Origin of the sequence: Streptococcus downei MFe28 (assembly GCF_900459175.1) — a bacterium.
GTDB lineage: Bacteria > Bacillota > Bacilli > Lactobacillales > Streptococcaceae > Streptococcus > Streptococcus downei.
Genome location: NZ_UHFA01000002.1, coordinates 369,013 through 387,168, shown reverse-complemented (window position 1 = coordinate 387,168; position 18,156 = coordinate 369,013). Strand labels below are relative to the sequence as shown.

The window sequence follows — 18,156 nt, the reverse complement described above, 5'->3', positions numbered from 1 at the left end:
TTAGCATGATATGATATTATACTAATAACAAGAGCTTTTAGGGCTAATTTTTATAGAAAAGAGGATGGATTTAATGTCAAATTGGGACACTAAATTTTTGAAAAAAGGCTACACTTTCGATGATGTTTTGCTTATTCCGGCAGAAAGTCATGTGCTTCCAAACGAGGTTAACATGCAAACTCAGCTTGCTAAGAATTTGACATTGAACATCCCAATTATTACAGCTGCCATGGATACCGTGACAGAAAGTGGTATGGCTATTGCCATGGCACGTGCTGGTGGACTGGGAGTCATCCACAAAAATATGTCTATCAAGGCCCAAGCTGAAGAGGTTCGCAAGGTTAAACGATCAGAAAATGGTGTCATCATTGATCCTTTCTTCTTGACTCCAGATCGGACTATTAAAGAAGCTGATGAGTTGATGGGACGTTACCGTATTTCTGGTGTGCCCATTGTTGAAACCATGGAAAATCGTAAATTGGTTGGGATTATTACCAACCGGGATATGCGCTTTATCTCAGACTACAATCAAGCTATCAGTACCCATATGACCGGCGCTAATCTTGTAACAGCTCCTGTCGGAACTGACCTCAAGACAGCTGAAAGTATCCTTCATGAGCATCGGATTGAAAAATTACCTTTGGTTGATGAAAATGGTCGTTTATCAGGCCTGATTACCATTAAGGATATCGAAAAAGTTATCGAATTTCCTAATGCTGCTAAGGATGAATTTGGCCGTCTCCTCGTCGCAGCCGCTGTTGGTGTTACTTCTGATACCTTTGAGCGTGCGACAGCTCTCTTTGATGCAGGAGCTGATGCCATTGTTATCGATACAGCCCATGGTCACTCTGCTGGTGTTTTGCGCAAGATTGCTGAAATTCGGGCCACCTTCCCAGACAAGACCTTGATTGCTGGTAATATTGCCACAGCTGAGGGTGCGCGTGCTCTCTACGAAGCTGGTGTTGATGTGGTTAAGGTGGGAATCGGTCCTGGTTCAATCTGTACGACCCGTGTGGTTGCCGGTGTCGGTGTTCCTCAAATCACAGCCATCTACGATGCTGCTGGGGTAGCCAGAGAGTACGGCAAGACTATTATTGCTGATGGTGGTATTAAGTATTCTGGTGATATTGTTAAGGCCTTAGCTGCTGGCGGGGATGCGGTTATGCTTGGTTCCATGATGGCTGGTACAGACGAAGCACCTGGTGAGACTGAAATTTTCCAAGGTCGTAAATTCAAGACCTACCGTGGTATGGGTTCTGTTGCTGCCATGAAGAAGGGATCTAGTGACCGCTACTTCCAAGGTTCTGTTAATGAAGCCAACAAATTGGTGCCAGAAGGTATCGAAGGTCGGGTAGCTTACAAAGGTGCTGTAGCAGATATTGTCTTCCAAGTGGTTGGTGGAATCAAGTCAGGTATGGGTTATACCGGTGCTGAAGATATTAAGGGTCTACATGATAAGGCCCAGTTCGTTGAAATGTCTGGAGCTGGCTTGATTGAAAGTCATCCCCACGATGTTCAAATTACCAATGAAGCACCGAACTATTCTGTTCAATAAAACATCAAACTGAGAGTCAAGACCGAGAATTTGGCTCTCAGTTTTTCTTTACAGGCCTGTCAAGTTGACACTGCTTGACAAGCAAAACACCATAAAAACCAGTGATTCTATACTCAATGAAAATCAAAAGTATCCAAGGCAACGAACTGTAGGCAGTACTGGGGTACGGCAAAGTGAGTTAACGATGGAGAATTTTGATTTTCGAAGTGTATTAGTCACTGGTTTTTATAGTACCCTGGCTAACCGTAAAGATTTTTAGGTCATCTGGTAGGCCCTGTAAATGATCTAAGCTGGTCGTGGTAATAAAAGTTTGGACATTTTCCTTGATGCCATCTAGTAAACGAAGTTGACGGTGGTTGTCAAGTTCACTCATCACATCATCCAGCAGGAGTATAGGACTATCTCCAGTGATGGCCTTGATTAGCTCAATTTCTGCCAACTTTAGCGATAAAATCAGGCTACGTTGCTGACCTTGACTAGCAAAAGAAGCATTCATATCATTGATAAAAAAAGCTAGATCATCGCGGTGTGGTCCCACTCCGGTATTTTTCTTGAAACTATCTCGGCTAAATGATTTGGCCAATTGTTCCTGGAAATTTTGCTTGATGTTAGCTGAGTCTTGAAATTTAACCGACGATTGGTAGGAAATTTTTAGGTGTTCCAGCTGATTGGAAATAACATGGTGGTGTTTGTCGGCCTCTTGGGTCAGGTCCTGGACAAATTGATAACGGTGCTCCATGACCCGACTGCCAAAATCAGCTAGTTGCTCATCTATGACAGCCAAATAATCTTTGTCAATGGTCTGGGCCGTCTTGAGGTAGGCATTGCGCTGCTTTAAAACATGATTATAATTAGAGAGGTCAGCCAGATAGACCGGTTTGATCTGGCCCAAGTCAATATCTAAGAACTTCCGCCGTAAACCAGGTGCTCCTTTGACTAACTGCAAATCTTCAGGGGCAAAGAGAACCACGGTCATATGACCAATATAATCGGATAACTTAGTTTGTTTGAGATAGTTAACTTTGGTCGTTCGACCCTTATCAGACAGATTGATTTCTAGGGGGAGCTTACCTCCCCTTCTTTGCAAAAGACCTGAGACTGATAAGTCCTTGGCTTGAAAATTAATGAGTTCCTTGTCTAAACGCGTTCTGTGACTACGAGTTAAGGCGAGAAAGTAGATTGCTTCGAGGAAGTTAGTCTTACCTTGGGCATTTTGTCCCAGAAAAATATTGAGACCGCTAGAAAATTCAGCAGTCATCTGAGCATAATTACGAAAATTTTTGAGAGAAATAGATTCTAACCACATCTTTAGGTACCAGGGAAACGCACAGGACGCCGATCTGATTTTTGCTTGCCCTGTCCTTCTTTTTGGGCTGGTCGTTGGGTCTTAAACTTTGGTTTCTTTTGCTTCTTAGTATTTTTCTGACTCATTTTTTTTACTAAGGCAGCGACTCTCTCTTTTTCAGCCTTATCTTCTTGGTGTTGAGCCATTTCCTCGTTGCTAGGTTGGACAAGAGTGATGGTTAAATTTTTTTCGGGGAGCTCAACGACATCCCCAATCCGCAATTTTTTTCCTCGTCTTTTTTCGTCTTGTCCATTAAAGAGAACGGTAGTTTCTGCTAAAAAGGATTTGACAGCTCCTCCACTTGCAATTATCCGTAAATCCTTTAATAAGGCCTGGAGGGTAATGTAGTCTTCAAACAGTTTGTAGTCCATTGTTTCCTCGACTTTCTAATGAGAATATTATAGCATAAAATGATATAATCTAAGGCAATAACTAAGCCGAGGAAAGTCCATGAAAATTGTTGAGGGTGTCAACCTACACCTGATAAAAGTTCAAAAGTTCAAGAACAACCATCTCACCCTTCGTTTTACAGGGGAACGCTTGAAGAAGACCTTAGCCAAGAGGGTCTTGGTGGCTCAAATGCTAGCTACTGCTAATGCCGATTACCCAACTTCGCAAAAATTCCGTAAAGCCTTAGCCCAGTTATATGGAACAAATCTGTCAACTAGTTTGTCAACCAAGGGAAAGGCTCATATCCTTGATATAGACTTGGAATTTATTAATCCAACCTATCTTGATGAGCAAGGTTTTCAACATAAAATTTTTGAACTGCTTTACACGATTCTTTACAGACCTCTCATTACCTTGGAACAATTTCAGTCCAAGGTCTTTGATGTGGAAAAGGCTAATCTTATGTCCTATCTTGAATCGGACAAGGAAGACCCCTTTTATACCAGTGAACTTAACCTTTATGACCTCTTTTATCAAGATGAGAATCTAAAAATTTCTAAGTTTGCTAATGTAGACTTGGTTGAGCAGGAAAACTCTTTTACAGCCTATCAAGAATTTCAAAGGATGCTCAGAGAAGACCAGATAGATATTTTTATTTTGGGAGAATTTGAGTCTGCTTTGATTTTAGAGGAAATCAACCGATTTCCCTTTCAGGCTAGAAAAGTTTACAAGTTTGTCAACTATAGTCAAGAAGTCTTCAATGTTACAAAAGAAAAACTTGGACGACGAAACGATTATCAGTCAATCCTACAACTCGCTTACCATCTGCCCTTGACCTATGGTCACAAAGATTTTCCAGTAGCCCTTGTTCTCAACGGTATGCTGGGAGGTTTTGCCCACTCCCGTCTTTTTACGCAAGTGAGGGAAAAAGAAGGGTTGGCCTATTCAATCGGCAGTCAAGTCCATCCCTATACAGATTTACTGCAGGTTTACGCAGGGATTGACAGGCACCAACGAGAGAAAACTCTAAGGATGATCAATCGAGAGTGGCACTACTTAAAATCCGGTCGCTTTTCTAGTCAACTCCTTCGTCAAAGCAAACAGTTACTTCTAAACAATTATGCACTGGCAGAAGACTCTCCCAAGACTCTGATTGAAAGACGCTACAATAAACTCTACCTAGGTCAGCAGGACCAGAATCCTTCCACTTGGGCTGAGAAAATCTCTAGAGTCACCAAGGCCGACATCATGCAATTGGCTCGAAACATTCATCTACAGGCTCTCTATTATTTAGAAGGAGACAAGTAGGATGCTGGAAAAAAATTATTACCCTGCGATTAAAGAAACTCTCTATAAGACTAGACTTGAAAATGGCATGAAGGTTTACCTCCTGCCTAAGCAGGATTTTCAGGAGATGACTGCTCTTCTTCAGGTGGATTTTGGAGCCCTTGATGATAGCCCATCAGAGCAGGATTTTATCAAAGAGAGCCCTGCTGGATTAGCACATTTTTTGGAACATAAACTATTTGAAATGGCCGATGGACAGGATGCCGGACTAAAATTCTCGGAATTAGGGGTAGACAGCAATGCCTTTACTAGTTTTGAGAAAACAGCCTATTATTTTACCAGTCTTGGCCAAAATCTAGAGGCTCTGGAACTTTTACAGGATTTTGTGAGAAGTCTCACCATTGATAAAAAGTCACTTGAGCGAGAGAAAAAAATCATCGCTCAAGAGGTTGACATGTACCTTGACGACCCTGACTACCAACTTTACAGTGGCGTTTTGGCAAATTTGTATCCAAATACTAAACTTGCCCAGGACATCGCTGGTAGTCGAGATAGCTTAAAAAAGATTACGCTAAAGTGGCTTAGAAAAAGCCACAAGACCTATTATCAACCAGATAAGATGACCCTCTTTCTCATTGGAGATTTCCAGCTAGAACCGGCTCTTGACAGCATCAAAAAAGCGCAGGCAAACTTTACTACTAAGTTGACAAGGCTTGACAGAAATCCCCTAAAATTGACAAGTCCTGTCAAGCGAAAATCAATCAGTTTAGATGTGGCTAAGCCCAAATTGGCCCTAGGTTTTCGTCTTCCGGCAAAAAATCATCAACTTTTTAAGCAGAAACTAGCCTTGAGACTTTTCTTTTCCCTCCTTTTTGGCTGGACCAGCCAAAACTACCAGCTTTGGTACGAACAAGGACTGATTGATGACTCCTTTGATATGGAAATTGAGTTAGGTTTCCGTTTTCGTTTCCTTATTCTGACCATGGACACCAGGGAACCAATTAAGATGGCCAATCATATCAAATCAGTACTAAGGAACTTCTCCACATCTGCTGATTTTAACAAGGAACATTTGGACCTGATTAAGAGAGAAATTTACGGGGAGTTTATGCGAAGCCTAGATTCCATTGAGAACCTGAGCAGTCAGTTGGCTAGTTTCCAGAGCCAAGATGAATCTTATTTGGAGCTGCCTAGTATTTTGTCTTCCTTGCAGCTAGCAGAGCTTGAACAAGTGGGGCAAAGTTTTATTGAGAAAATGGAAGCATCGGAGTTTACTATCTTTCCAAACTGATTATAAAAATAGGCTGAAATCTGCTATAATAGTGAGTAATCATTAGTTGAGGTGGTGCCATGAAAAAAGTGAGCATTGGTGAGTATCTGTCTACCGCTCGCCTTGCCAAGGACCTAACAGTAGAAGAAGTCTCTGTAGAGCTCAAAATCCCAATGCAGTATATTACTGTGATGGAGCATAATCAGTTTCAATTTCTAACCAAAGAAAAGGCCGATAACTATCTTAAAAGCTATGCTGACTTCTTAGCATTAGATAGTCAGCCCCTCCTAAAGGGTTATGAGGATCCTGATTTTCGAATTGAGGTCGAAGAGGAGGAAGAAGTTGAGCCTATTCTTGAGACGCAAGAGCAAGTTCCCAAAATGGTTGAACCCTTCACCAAGTGGTCTCGGTCGGATCGCTTTGAGTATCTGAAAAATCCCAAACGTCGTCTGCCCCTGGTTTTAATGTCGCTTTTGACGATTTTACTACTTGGCTTAATGGCTTGGGCGGTTTATCTTCAAATCAGTGATGAGATAAGAAAAGAAGTCCTACCTAGATCCTCTCTCAAGCAGGCGAGCAATCAGGTTCAGGCTCAAGAAAATTCTTCTTCTAGTGATAGTCAACTGACAGCTAAAACTAAGGGTTCCAATATTTCAGTCAGCCTAGCTGGTCAAAGGGATCAGGTTACCATAGAGATTTCCCAGGATTCTGATCAAGAAAATCTTGTTTCCCTAACTAATTCTGATCTGGACAAGAAGGGCATCACCTTAGACAGCAACACTAAAGAGACAAGAGCCACCCTTAAATCAGATGTTGACAAGTCCGTTATCACCCTAGCTAGAACCGATAATGTCACGGTGAAAATCAATGGACAAGACCTAGATTTATCGGGTTTAGCCAAGGATAACACTAGTTACATTACCCTAACCGTCAAGTAAAGGAAGCTACCATGATAAAAAAAGAAAACATCCCTAATTTACTGACCATCATCCGCATCTTTATGATTCCCGTCTTTTTGATTTTGACCTCGGTTTCAAATGATCTGGTCTGGCATATTGTGGCCGCAGTCATTTTTGCCCTTACCAGCTTAACCGACTATCTCGATGGCTATCTGGCCCGTAAGTGGAAGGTTGTGACCAATTTTGGTAAGTTTGCTGACCCCTTGGCCGACAAGATGTTGGTCATGTCAGCCTTCATCATGTTGGTCGGGATGAAGATGGCTCCAGCTTGGGTTGTCGCGATTATTATCTGTCGAGAGTTAGCAGTCACAGGCCTTCGGCTTCTTTTGGTTGAAAATGGCGGAACCGTTCTAGCAGCGGCCATGCCGGGAAAAATCAAAACTGCGACTCAGATGTTTTCTATCATTTTTCTCCTTTGCCACCTAAATCTGTTAGGAACCATCTTGCTTTATATCGCCCTCTTCTTTACGATTTATTCAGGCTATGATTACTTCAAGGGCGCGGGTTACCTCTTCAAAGACACCTTCAAATAAGCTATGACAGATATTATTTCAGTTGACAAGCTAAATTTTAAATACCAAGAGGAAGATGACAATATCCTCAAAGATGTAACGTTTCACGTGAAACAAGGCGAGTGGTTGGCTATCCTTGGTCATAATGGTTCGGGAAAATCGACTCTTGTCCGCCTACTTGATGGACTTCTTGAGGCTCAGTCTGGTCAAATCAGGATTGCTGGTCAGGTTCTAAGTGAGACTAATGTTTGGGATTTGAGACGTAAGATTGGTATGGTCTTTCAAAATCCAGACAATCAATTTGTTGGAGCTACTGTAGCCGATGATGTGGCTTTTGGCCTGGAAAATCAGGGCCTCCCCTATGAAGAAATGAAGGTCCAAGTTCAAGAAGCGCTAGACTTGGTTGGGATGGCTGACTTTGCAGAGCGAGAACCAGCTAGACTCTCAGGAGGTCAGAAGCAAAGGGTGGCCATCGCTGGCATTGTTGCCATGCGACCGGAAATTCTCATTCTGGATGAAGCCACTAGTATGCTGGATCCCGAAGGGCGACTAGACCTGATGGCAACTATTAAGACCGTGCGAGATAAATATGCCATGACCGTTATATCCATCACCCACGATTTGGATGAGGTGGCTATGAGTGACCGCGTTTTAGTCATGAAGGCCGGTCAGATAGAATCCAGCTCAACCCCAAGTGATTTACTGGGACGGGGTGATGACCTCTTGAATTTAGGCTTAGATATTCCTTTTAGCTCGCAATTGATTAGAGCCTTGAAAGATAATGGACTTGCTCTCAGCAAGCCCTATTTGGATGAAACTACACTAGGAGATGAGTTATGGGCATTAGTCTCAAACAAGTAAGTTTTACCTATCAAGCGGGAACGCCATTTGAAGGGCGTGCCCTTTTTGATATTAGTCTGGAAATTGAGGATGGCTCTTATACAGCCTTTATTGGTCATACTGGGAGTGGCAAGTCAACCATCATGCAACTCCTCAATGGACTCAATCTGCCCAGCCAAGGAACCGTGATAGTCGATGATTTGGAGATTAAACCAGACTCTAAAAATAAGGACATTAAATCCGTCCGCCAGAAGGTGGGACTGGTTTTCCAATTCCCAGAAAGTCAATTGTTCGAAGAAACCGTCCTTAAGGATGTGGCCTTCGGTCCGCAGAATTTCGGTGTCTCTAAGGAAAAAGCAGAGAAAATTGCCCGTCAAAAATTGGCCCAGGTTGGTCTGACAGCAGATCTCTTTGAAAAAAATCCCTTTGATTTATCGGGGGGGCAGATGCGACGGGTAGCCATTGCTGGGATTTTGGCTATGGAACCAAAAATCTTAGTGCTTGATGAACCGACTGCCGGTCTTGACCCCAAGGGACGCCGAGAATTAATGGAGCTTTTTGCCCGACTTCATCAAGAAGGGCAGACCATTGTTTTAGTCACCCATCTAATGGACGATGTGGCCAATTATGCGGATCAAGTCTTTGTTCTGGAGAAGGGTCATCTGGTAGCTTCTGGTAAGCCCAAAGAGATTTTCCAAGAGGTTGACTTCCTAGAAAGCAAGCAATTGGGCGTGCCCAAAATCACTAAGTTTGCTCAAAAAATGCAAGAACGTGGTCTAGTATTGGAGAGTCTGCCAATCACCATCAATGAATTTGTGGAGGGCCTGCATGGATAAATTAATCTTAGGACGCTATGTCCCGGGAAACTCTCTGGTACACCGCCTAGACCCCCGCAGCAAACTCATAGCCATGTTCCTTTTTATCGTGATTGTTTTTTGGGCCAACAACCTCATCACTAACCTCCTGCTGACGGCCTTTACCCTTTTTTTGATTCTCTTATCTAGAGTCAAGTTGACCTTCTTTCTTAAGGGACTTAGGTCCATGTTTGTCATCATCCTTTTCACCACGGCCTTTCAAATCGTTTTTAACCACAGAGGAAACCTAGTCTGGCAGGTCTGGATTATAAAAATCACAGACTATGGTCTAGGGCAGGCAGCCTTGATTTTTATGCGCTTCGTTTTAATCATCTGTTTTTCAACCCTACTGACGTTAACGACGACCCCTTTGAGCCTAGCCGATGCTGTCGAGTCCCTGCTCAGCCCCCTCAAGCCTCTCAAGGTACCCGTTCACGAAATTGGTCTCATGCTGTCTTTGAGCCTGCGTTTCGTCCCAACTCTCATGGATGATACCAGTCGTATCATGAAGGCCCAGCGAGCCCGTGGTCTTGAATTTGGCCAAGGGAACCTAATTCAAAAGGTTAAATCGATTGTTCCCATTCTGATTCCCCTCTTTGCTTCTAGCTTTAAGCGAGCCGACGCCCTGGCCATTGCTATGGAGGCAAGAGGCTATCAGGGCGGAGATGGCAGGACCAAGTATCGCCGTCTAAACTGGCAAGGGGTTGATAGCTTAGCTATCCTCACCCTCCTAATAGTGGGTTGCCTCCTCTTTCTACTTAAAAGTACCTAAAACGCCTGAGATAAGGCGTTTTCTTTATAGAGATTAAAAGTGTCTGTAATATTTTTAATCTAAGGCTAAAGTGAAGGTAATAAAAAAGGTGTAGTATATAGAGCATACATCTCAGAAAAGGAGCGTATTTCTATATATGTCTATAAAATCAATTTTGAAAGATAGTCTTCATTCTAAAAAATTAGCTTTGGCAGGATTGTCAGCAGCGGCAGCCTTTGGTGCTACTGCAGCAGCCAATGTTGTTCACGCTGAAACTTATACCGTTCAAGCAGGAGATACTCTTTCAGAAATTGCTGAAAGTCATAACACAACTGTTGATAACTTGGCTCAAACTAACAATATTGCTAACCCAGACTTTATCGTAGCTGGACAAACCATCGAAGTTGGTGGGACAGTTTCATCAGCAATGGGTGTTGCTCAAGATCTTGAAAATGACGCAACTGCTGCAGACACTCAAGCAGCAAGTGCAGATGAAACAGCTGTTCAACCGCAAGAAGTCGCTGACGCTTCAACTACAAGTGAAGCACCTGTAGACTACACTCAGGATGCAACAGCAACGAGTGAAGCACCTGCTCAAGAGGAAATTTCAGTAGCAGATAGCCAAGCGCCACAAGAAGCACCAGTCCAAGAAGACACCAGTGCACAAGATGCTGCAACCACAAGCGAGGCACCTGCTCAAGAACAAGCTGACCAAACGTCAACAGACCAAGCTTCAGAAGAAACCAGCCAAGCCCCTGCTTCTGAAGAAGACAATCAGGATACGGCAAGCTCTGAAGAGGCTCAAGCACCACAAGATGCTAACGCTGTTGTTTCTGAAGATAGTGCAAGCTCCGAAGCTCCACAAGAGGAAGCTACTCCAGCCAGCGAAGCCGCTGAAGCAACGAGTGAAGCACCGGCTCAAGAAGATGAAGATAGTAGCGCACAAGCTGCCCCAGCTTCATCAGGCTATTCTTCAAATCTTAGCGCAGCAGATGCCGCAGCTAAGGAAGAAATTGCTCAGCGTGAGTCAGGTGGTAATTACTCAGCTGAAAACGGTTCTTACTATGGCCGTTACCAACTAACTAGAGACTACCTCAATAATGACCTTTCTGAAGAAAATCAAGAAAGGACAGCTGATGACTACGTCAACAGTCGTTACGGTTCTTGGTCAGCCGCTCTTGATTATTGGAATGCTAACGGTTGGTACTAAAAAGGATAGAAATTTAAGTAAAAGAAGCCCCGAAAAAGAAATTCAGGGCTTTTTTGCTTAAAATAACATAAATCTGTAATATTTTTAACATTAAAACAATTAGTTAGTAATAAAACTAAGTTAAAATGATAATAGTTTATATAGAAGGAGAACTGTATGCGTAAGAGAAAAACGAATCGGACATCTGACAAGTTATTCATCGTTACAATTTTAACAACCTTTGCGGCTATCGTCTTTGGTTTTATCTCAGAACACACAAAAATCTCAATTTCAGAATCTTCTTTTGCAGAAGAAGTTTCGTCTACAAAAGAAAGTAATAAAGCTGATGGTCATCAGGAAAAGGGGCAAACTGAGGCTAAGGCAGCTGAAGCGCCTGCCTCAACAGCCACTGCTCCTACGGAAACAGCTAATCCTCAATCAGAAGGTCTAGATTCGACCTCAGAGCAGGCTCAACCACAGGTGGCCGCTAGTGAAACTAGTGCCAATAGCTCAACGGCTACTGTAGCAGCCAGCGCCAATCGTGGACCACAACCCCTCAGCAATGGCAATACTGCTGGTGCTATTGGCTCAGATGCAGCGGCACAAATGGCTGCGGCGACTGGTGTTAGCCAAGCAACTTGGGAATACATTATCGCTCGCGAATCAAACGGTAATCCAAATGTTGCCAATGGTTCAGGAGCTTCGGGCCTCTTCCAAACCATGCCAGGTTGGGGTTCGACGGCTACCGTTCAAGACCAAGTCGACTCAGCAATCAACGCTTACAATGCCCAAGGCATGTCAGCCTGGGGTATGTAATAGATATTCTTCATACCTCAAAGTCAATCTCCTCAGCGGGGTTGGCTTTTTTCTAGGGTTTCAATATTGGTATTCTAAATCCTAACTTCTGCTATCCCAGTACTTCTTAGATTGACTCTGGGCCCGCCAAATAAAAATTTTTAAGTTCACTTATAGCCCTCATAACTCTAAATTGAATTAGAGAAATAGTCTTTGCTCAAAAGTCGGTGATTAAATTTTTTATGCTATACTTAAGCTAGGTTTATGAAAAAGGAGAATTATTTAAAATGAAAAGAGATTATCGTTTAAGATTGAGGCCCTATCTTTTGGTAGCCCTATTTTCTTTTATCCTGATTATTCCCCAATGGCTTAGTAGAGGCGTTATTTTGGGAACGGATTCCGTATTTCATTATAATCGCTTCTACGAAGCTGCCATGCAGATTAAGCATTGGAACTTCTCTTATTTTCTCTCTATTTATGGCTTTCAACAATCTGGTCGGATTGTTAATGCTGTTTACGGTCCCTTCTTTGCCTATTTTCAGGGGCTCTTGGTACTGTTTGGTCACACCTGGTTTGGTTATCAATTGGTTTCAAGATTTGTTCTAGGCTTGATTGCAGGGTCGTCCATGTATGCCCTGCTCAAGTCGGCCAAAATTAAGGATGAAATTTCTCTACCGATTGCCCTACTTTACCTAACGACCTTCTCCATCCAGTATTGGACCCTCCGTCAGGGCTTTTCCAGCTGGGGAGCGGCAGTCATGCCCTTTTGCTTTATCCCAGCCATCCGTTTTACCTTTTACAAGGAAATCCATCCCTTTCAGCTGGCCTTTGCCGTGAGTTTAATCTTTCAGATCCACCTCCTCAGCACCCTCTTCCTGCTGATTATGTATATTCCTTTCTTTGCCTATGGTTTTTTCCAAAGCAAAAGGAAGTTAAAGGTTATTTTCCAGGGACTCTTATCGGTTTTTCTAACTCTACTTTTAACGGCTAATGTTTGGGTAGCTCTAATCTTTTTGAAAATGGATAATAAGCTGCTAGACCCCTTTATCAATGATTTGATGAATAACAGCGCCATTAATACAGGCTCAACCTATTGGATTACCACGCCCTATCCCTTGGTCCTTTTCTTGGTCGGTCAGGTGATTTATGTCCTCCTTCGCTGGAGGTCAATGGCAAACTGGAAGCGAATCCTACATGCGGTTTACTTGCTCTTTATCCTCCTGTCAACTAGTATGATTCCCTGGAATTGGCTGGTTAACCACGGCGTTAAGATTGCCCAACTGATTCAATTTCCTTTCCGCTTCTTTATCCCTGCGACCATCCTCTTATTGTTGATTGGGGGCATGATTCTTAATCACTTTGTCAAATGGCGTCGATATAGTAGCTGGGTCCTGATTGCCTGTCTGATTATTGGTGACTTACAAACCTATCTCAGTGTTAACCAGCAAATCAGCCATGATAAAAATGAATTTTATGTTTTTAAGCCTAGTCGCCATGTCCATCTAGTGGGAACCTACCGCCAACAAAGGGCTAGTCTGTTTGATGATCGTTTGGATAATCTTTTAACAAAGGTTCGAAAATCAACCCCCGATTACCTTCCCGTTTACAGCTCAACCAAGGGCTATAATGCCTATGATTATTACGCTGAGAAGGTTATCTTTAAATCTGGCTTTACAAAGACTGTCAAGGATAATGGGAGTCTGGCCATCACCTGGGCTTCTAAGGGTGGTCAAACGGAGCTACCAGTAACCGTCTATAAGAGGACTCGTTTAGTCCTCAATGGCAAGGCCTTGACGGCCAAGGATTATAAATTGTCGGCCTTTGGTATTCCAACTGTAAAGGACCGAGAGGGCCTCAACAGGTTGACAGTCAGCTTTACAGTTCCAGCCTACTTCACTCTTGCCCTCTGGCTGACCATTGTCAGTTGGTTAGGACTCTTGGTCTTCTGGCTCTACCATAAGGCCAAGAGAGGCGGTTTCCAAGTTTTGCTTTCTGAGTAAATCGTGTTATAATTTTCTACGGTGTCGGCAACTTTGCTGGTACCGTTTTTTCAATATCGACCTTCAAATCGTTTATTGAAAAGCAACATTCGACCTTCAAATCGAATCGTTACAAAATTTATTTGATGGGAGATTTATCATGATGACTGATAATTCTAAGACCCGTGTTGTCGTTGGAATGAGTGGCGGCGTAGATTCATCGGTTACAGCCCTCCTGCTCAAGGAGCAGGGCTACGATGTTATCGGCGTTTTTATGAAAAACTGGGACGATACGGATGAATTTGGGGTCTGTACGGCGACCGAAGACTACAAGGATGTCGCTGCAGTTGCAGACCAAATTGGTATTCCCTACTACTCTGTCAACTTTGAAAAAGAGTATTGGGACCGTGTTTTTGAGTATTTTCTAGCCGAATATCGGGCAGGTCGCACGCCTAATCCCGATGTTATGTGCAACAAGGAAATCAAATTTAAGGCCTTTCTGGACTATGCTATGAGTCTGGGGGCCGATTATGTGGCGACTGGCCACTATGCTCAGGTATCTCGTGATGAGGACGGGACGGTTCATATGTTGCGGGGAGCTGACAACAATAAGGATCAGACCTATTTCCTCAGCCAGCTCTCGCAAGAGCAACTGCAAAAAGTGATGTTCCCTTTGGGTCATTTGGAAAAGCCAGAGGTCCGCAAAATCGCGGAAGAAGCCGGTCTGGCAACCGCCAAGAAGAAGGATTCAACCGGAATCTGCTTCATTGGTGAGAAGAATTTTAAAGAATTCCTCAGCAACTACCTGCCAGCCCAACCTGGGCGTATGCTGACCCTTGATGGCAAGGATATGGGTCAACATGCTGGTCTCATGTATTACACCATTGGCCAACGTGGCGGTCTGGGAATTGGCGGCCAACAAGGTGGTGGCAACGCCCCTTGGTTTGTGGTCGGTAAAGACCTCTCACAAAACATCCTTTATGTTGGCCAAGGCTTTTACCATGATGCTCTCATGTCAACCAGCCTTAAGGCTTCCACCATCCACTTTACCCGTGACACACCAGAGGAGTTCACCATGGAGTGCACGGCCAAATTCCGTTACCGTCAGCCCGATTCCAAGGTGACCGTTCATGTCAAGGGGGACCAGGCTGAGGTGGTCTTCGACCAACCTCAAAGGGCCATCACGCCCGGCCAAGCCGTGGTCTTCTACGACGGCGACGAATGCCTGGGCGGTGGTATTATTGACAATGCCTATAAGAACGAAGTGGTTTGTCAGTATATCTAAGTTGACAATAAATTTACACGTATGTAAAGGAATTGTAAAATGAAAATTGGAGTAATTCAAGCATCCACAAGAGCAAAATTGAATGATTTGCTCTATGAAACCACTAAAAAGGCTGCAAAAGCTCTTTACAGATGAATTTGGTATTGGTTATCCCCTAAAGATGCAGAACGTAAACGAGCAGAAACTCAGTCTTTACAACAACTGGCTCATTTGACTAAACGTCCTTTTTTGGAAATTGTTGAGGAGTCGGATCAAGATTTGCTTAAGAAAGTTTTGCAACGAAATATTTTTTGGCAGTATTTACTTGAAAACGCGACCAATCAGCCTCTTTTACAAAAATTAAAAGCAATTTCAAATTGAATCTTTATGCAAGATTTGATAAACTAATAACACAAATATCATGATGGTCAAAGCTCATGAGGATTGTGCGTCTTTTGCGTACAGTTTTCGAGAGTTTTGGCCATTTTTGCGTGGAGGAAGAAGATGGTGAGGAAGAGAAAGATAAAAGAATATGAAAACATGAGTTTTGTTTTCAATCAATTTAATGATCTTGTAGAAAAAGTGGAGAAGAATGCTCATAACATGTTCTATGGGGAAAATTATAGGAAGCATAATCTATTTTTAAATATTAGCGACCTTTTTTAATTTTCCCTTTTTTGCTAACGATGTTGTTTTCGACAAATCTAAAATTGGTGATTTTGTTAATGCTTTTGACCTCGTTTGCAATAATGGGCACCTCTAAATACTCAATAAAATTGCGATTTTGTCGTTACAATTGTTGCTAAATCAACACTTTAATTTAAAAGTTTGGGGTTTTTAGAGGTGCCCATATGTTAAAAAATACGATTACTGTAAATGAATACTACAATACAATCGGAGGAAATTTCTGGGGAGGAGTTTTGATATTAGTATTCTTGCATTTTTGGACTCTACAATTATCCAACACACCAATATTTTGGAAGACTGAGAAATTCAATCTACTAAGGTGTAAAAAATTGAATTAATTTTGTTTTACCATCTAGCTGAATCAAGTAATTCCAAAGACCAAGATTCGGCAAAAGCTGTTCAAGCACAAGCATCGTTGGCCACAAACCAAAAAATCCTTGAGGCTCTCAATGCTATCCAAAAAGAAATTGCTGATTTGAATTATCCTAAAAAGATTAAAGAAAAACTAAGAGAAAGGAACTAAAAGCCGACCTTTAACGAAGCCGGCTTGGTAATGATAATGACACACGAATTTACGGAAAACTTTGATGTGATTGTGGTTGGGGCTGGTCATGCTGGGGTAGAAGCGGCTCTGGCGGCTAGTCGCATGGGCTGTAAGACCCTGATGGCCACCATCAATCTGGAAATGCTGGCCTTTATGCCCTGTAATCCCTCTATTGGAGGATCGGCCAAGGGAATTGTCGTCCGTGAGATTGATGCTCTGGGCGGTGAAATGGGCAAGAACATTGACAAGACCTACATCCAGATGAAGATGCTCAATACCGGCAAAGGCCCTGCTGTGCGTGCTTTGCGGGCACAGGCAGATAAGGCTCTCTATGCTCGGGAGATGAAGCATACGGTTGAAAAGCAGGAAAATCTGACCCTGCGACAAAGTTTGATTGATGATATCTTGGTTGAGGATGGCCATGTGGTTGGCGTAGAGACGGCAACAGGCATCAAGTATGGGGCCAAGGCGGTCGTCGTTACCACTGGGACCGCCCTGCGAGGGGAGATTATTCTGGGGGAACTCAAGTATTCCTCGGGTCCCAATAATAGCCTAGCCTCCATCACCCTAGCTGATAATTTGAAAAAACTAGGCCTAGAAATCGGTCGCTTTAAGACTGGAACACCCCCTCGGGTTAAGGCTTCTTCTATCAATTATGAGGAAACCGAGATTCAACCAGGAGATGGCAAGCCCAATCACTTCTCCTTCCTGTCTAGGGATGAGGATTATCTTAAGGACCAGATTCCTTGCTGGCTGACCTATACCAACCAGTCCAGCCACGACATCATCAATAAAAATCTCTATCGGGCGCCCATGTTTTCTGGTGTGGTCAAGGGGGTTGGTCCCCGTTACTGCCCATCCATTGAGGACAAGATTGTCCGTTTTGCCGATAAGGATCGCCACCAACTTTTCCTAGAACCGGAAGGGCGTGATACCGAGGAAGTCTATATTCAAGGGCTCTCAACCAGCCTGCCTGAGGATGTCCAAAGGGACTTGGTTCACTCCATCAAGGGGCTGGAACAGGCTGAAATGATGCGAACTGGCTACGCTATTGAGTATGACATTGTCCTGCCCCATCAACTGCGAGCTACTCTGGAAACCAAGGTCATCTCCGGGCTCTTTACGGCCGGCCAAACTAACGGAACCTCAGGTTATGAAGAGGCTGCTGGCCAAGGAATTGTCGCTGGAATCAATGCTGCACTCAAGGTTCAGGGCAAGCCTGAGCTGATTTTGAAGCGTAGCGATGCCTATATCGGTGTTATGATTGATGATTTGGTGACCAAGGGAACCTTGGAACCCTACCGTCTCTTGACCTCTCGGGCTGAATACCGCCTGATTTTGCGCCACGATAATGCCGATATACGCTTGACCCCAATCGGTCGCCAAGTTGGTCTGGTGGATGAAGAACGCTGGCTTAATTACGAAATCAAGAAGGCTCAGTTTGATAATGAAATGAAGCGTCTCTCAACCCATAAACTTAAGCCAACCAAGGATACCAATCGAGAAGTTCAAGCTATGGGCTTCAAGCCTCTGACGGATGCCGTGACGGCTAAAGAATTTATGCGGCGACCCGAAGTCAGCTATGCTGATATTATCAGGTTTATCGGTCCTGCTGCTGAAAATCTCAGTCCAAAGTTGATTGAATTGCTTGAGACTGAAATCAAGTACGAGGGCTATATCAACAAGGCCCTAGACCAGGTAGCCAAGATGAAACGGATGGAGGAAAAACGCATCCCTGCTAATATTGACTGGGACGACATTGACTCGATTGCTACCGAAGCCCGCCAGAAATTTAAAAAGATTAATCCAGAAACCATTGGCCAAGCCAGTCGGATTTCTGGGGTAAACCCAGCTGATATTTCCATTCTCATGGTCTATCTGGAGGGCAACCAGAAGGCTAGTCGAAAATCTTGATTTGACCTCTTTTGCAAGCCC

At 43.5% G+C, this 18,156-nt stretch carries 16 protein-coding genes; 14 read left to right on the top strand and 2 right to left on the bottom strand.

Annotated elements, in window-relative coordinates:
• Nucleotides 1-73: 73 nt before the first annotated feature.
• Entirely contained in the window at nucleotides 74-1,555 is a 1,482-nt protein-coding gene (gene guaB / locus DYE66_RS01740) for an IMP dehydrogenase (RefSeq protein WP_002999539.1), read from the top strand.
• Between the two features lie 211 nt (nucleotides 1,556-1,766).
• On the opposite strand, the gene recF is transcribed toward guaB, so the two are convergent.
• Together recF and yaaA are read right to left on the bottom strand one after the other, a co-directional pair.
• Nucleotides 1,767-2,861, bottom strand: coding sequence for a DNA replication/repair protein RecF (gene recF, locus DYE66_RS01735; RefSeq protein WP_115324831.1), 1,095 nt, complete (start codon nucleotides 2,859-2,861; stop codon nucleotides 1,767-1,769).
• A 2-nt stretch (nucleotides 2,862-2,863) separates the two neighbouring features.
• Nucleotides 2,864-3,271, bottom strand: coding sequence for a S4 domain-containing protein YaaA (gene yaaA, locus DYE66_RS01730; RefSeq protein WP_115324829.1), 408 nt, complete (start codon nucleotides 3,269-3,271; stop codon nucleotides 2,864-2,866).
• A gap of 79 nt (nucleotides 3,272-3,350) precedes the next feature.
• Between yaaA and yfmF the strand changes: the two genes are divergently transcribed.
• From yfmF to mnmG, 13 genes are all read left to right on the top strand, one after another.
• On the top strand, nucleotides 3,351-4,598 hold the full coding sequence (yfmF, locus tag DYE66_RS01725; protein WP_002999623.1) for an EF-P 5-aminopentanol modification-associated protein YfmF: 1,248 nt from the start codon (nucleotides 3,351-3,353) through the stop codon (nucleotides 4,596-4,598).
• A gap of 1 nt (nucleotide 4,599) precedes the next feature.
• Nucleotides 4,600-5,868, top strand: a complete 1,269-nt coding sequence (yfmH, locus tag DYE66_RS01720; protein ID WP_002999714.1) for an EF-P 5-aminopentanol modification-associated protein YfmH — start codon at nucleotides 4,600-4,602, stop codon at nucleotides 5,866-5,868.
• A gap of 59 nt (nucleotides 5,869-5,927) precedes the next feature.
• On the top strand, nucleotides 5,928-6,785 hold the full coding sequence (locus DYE66_RS01715; protein ID WP_002999503.1) for a helix-turn-helix domain-containing protein: 858 nt from the start codon (nucleotides 5,928-5,930) through the stop codon (nucleotides 6,783-6,785).
• Between the two features lie 11 nt (nucleotides 6,786-6,796).
• On the top strand, nucleotides 6,797-7,339 hold the full coding sequence (pgsA, locus tag DYE66_RS01710) for a CDP-diacylglycerol--glycerol-3-phosphate 3-phosphatidyltransferase (protein ID WP_115324827.1): 543 nt from the start codon (nucleotides 6,797-6,799) through the stop codon (nucleotides 7,337-7,339).
• 3 nt (nucleotides 7,340-7,342) lie between these two features.
• Entirely contained in the window at nucleotides 7,343-8,179 is an 837-nt protein-coding gene (locus tag DYE66_RS01705; protein WP_002999724.1) for an energy-coupling factor ABC transporter ATP-binding protein, read from the top strand.
• On the top strand, nucleotides 8,155-8,994 hold the full coding sequence (locus tag DYE66_RS01700) for an energy-coupling factor ABC transporter ATP-binding protein (RefSeq protein ID WP_002999638.1): 840 nt from the start codon (nucleotides 8,155-8,157) through the stop codon (nucleotides 8,992-8,994). The genes DYE66_RS01705 and DYE66_RS01700 overlap by 25 nt, the downstream gene beginning before the upstream one ends.
• A complete protein-coding gene (locus DYE66_RS01695) occupies nucleotides 8,987-9,784 on the top strand; it encodes an energy-coupling factor transporter transmembrane component T family protein (RefSeq protein ID WP_002999557.1) in 798 nt (265 codons plus the stop codon). The genes DYE66_RS01700 and DYE66_RS01695 overlap by 8 nt, the downstream gene beginning before the upstream one ends.
• A 136-nt stretch (nucleotides 9,785-9,920) precedes the next feature.
• The gene (locus tag DYE66_RS01690) at nucleotides 9,921-10,973 is read left to right on the top strand and encodes a LysM peptidoglycan-binding domain-containing protein (RefSeq protein ID WP_002999710.1); all 1,053 of its coding nucleotides are present in this window, start codon (nucleotides 9,921-9,923) and stop codon (nucleotides 10,971-10,973) included.
• A 156-nt stretch (nucleotides 10,974-11,129) separates the two neighbouring features.
• Nucleotides 11,130-11,768, top strand: coding sequence for a transglycosylase SLT domain-containing protein (locus DYE66_RS01685; RefSeq protein WP_002999511.1), 639 nt, complete (start codon nucleotides 11,130-11,132; stop codon nucleotides 11,766-11,768).
• A gap of 266 nt (nucleotides 11,769-12,034) precedes the next feature.
• Nucleotides 12,035-13,747, top strand: coding sequence for a hypothetical protein (locus tag DYE66_RS01680; protein WP_002999718.1), 1,713 nt, complete (start codon nucleotides 12,035-12,037; stop codon nucleotides 13,745-13,747).
• 142 nt (nucleotides 13,748-13,889) lie between these two features.
• A complete protein-coding gene (gene mnmA, locus DYE66_RS01675; RefSeq protein ID WP_115325182.1) occupies nucleotides 13,890-15,011 on the top strand; it encodes a tRNA 2-thiouridine(34) synthase MnmA in 1,122 nt (373 codons plus the stop codon).
• Between the two features lie 1,006 nt (nucleotides 15,012-16,017).
• Nucleotides 16,018-16,200, top strand: a complete 183-nt coding sequence (locus tag DYE66_RS01670; RefSeq protein WP_002999485.1) for a hypothetical protein — start codon at nucleotides 16,018-16,020, stop codon at nucleotides 16,198-16,200.
• Between the two features lie 36 nt (nucleotides 16,201-16,236).
• Entirely contained in the window at nucleotides 16,237-18,135 is a 1,899-nt protein-coding gene (gene mnmG / locus DYE66_RS01665; RefSeq protein WP_115324825.1) for a tRNA uridine-5-carboxymethylaminomethyl(34) synthesis enzyme MnmG, read from the top strand.
• The last annotated feature ends 21 nt before the right edge of the window (nucleotides 18,136-18,156 follow it).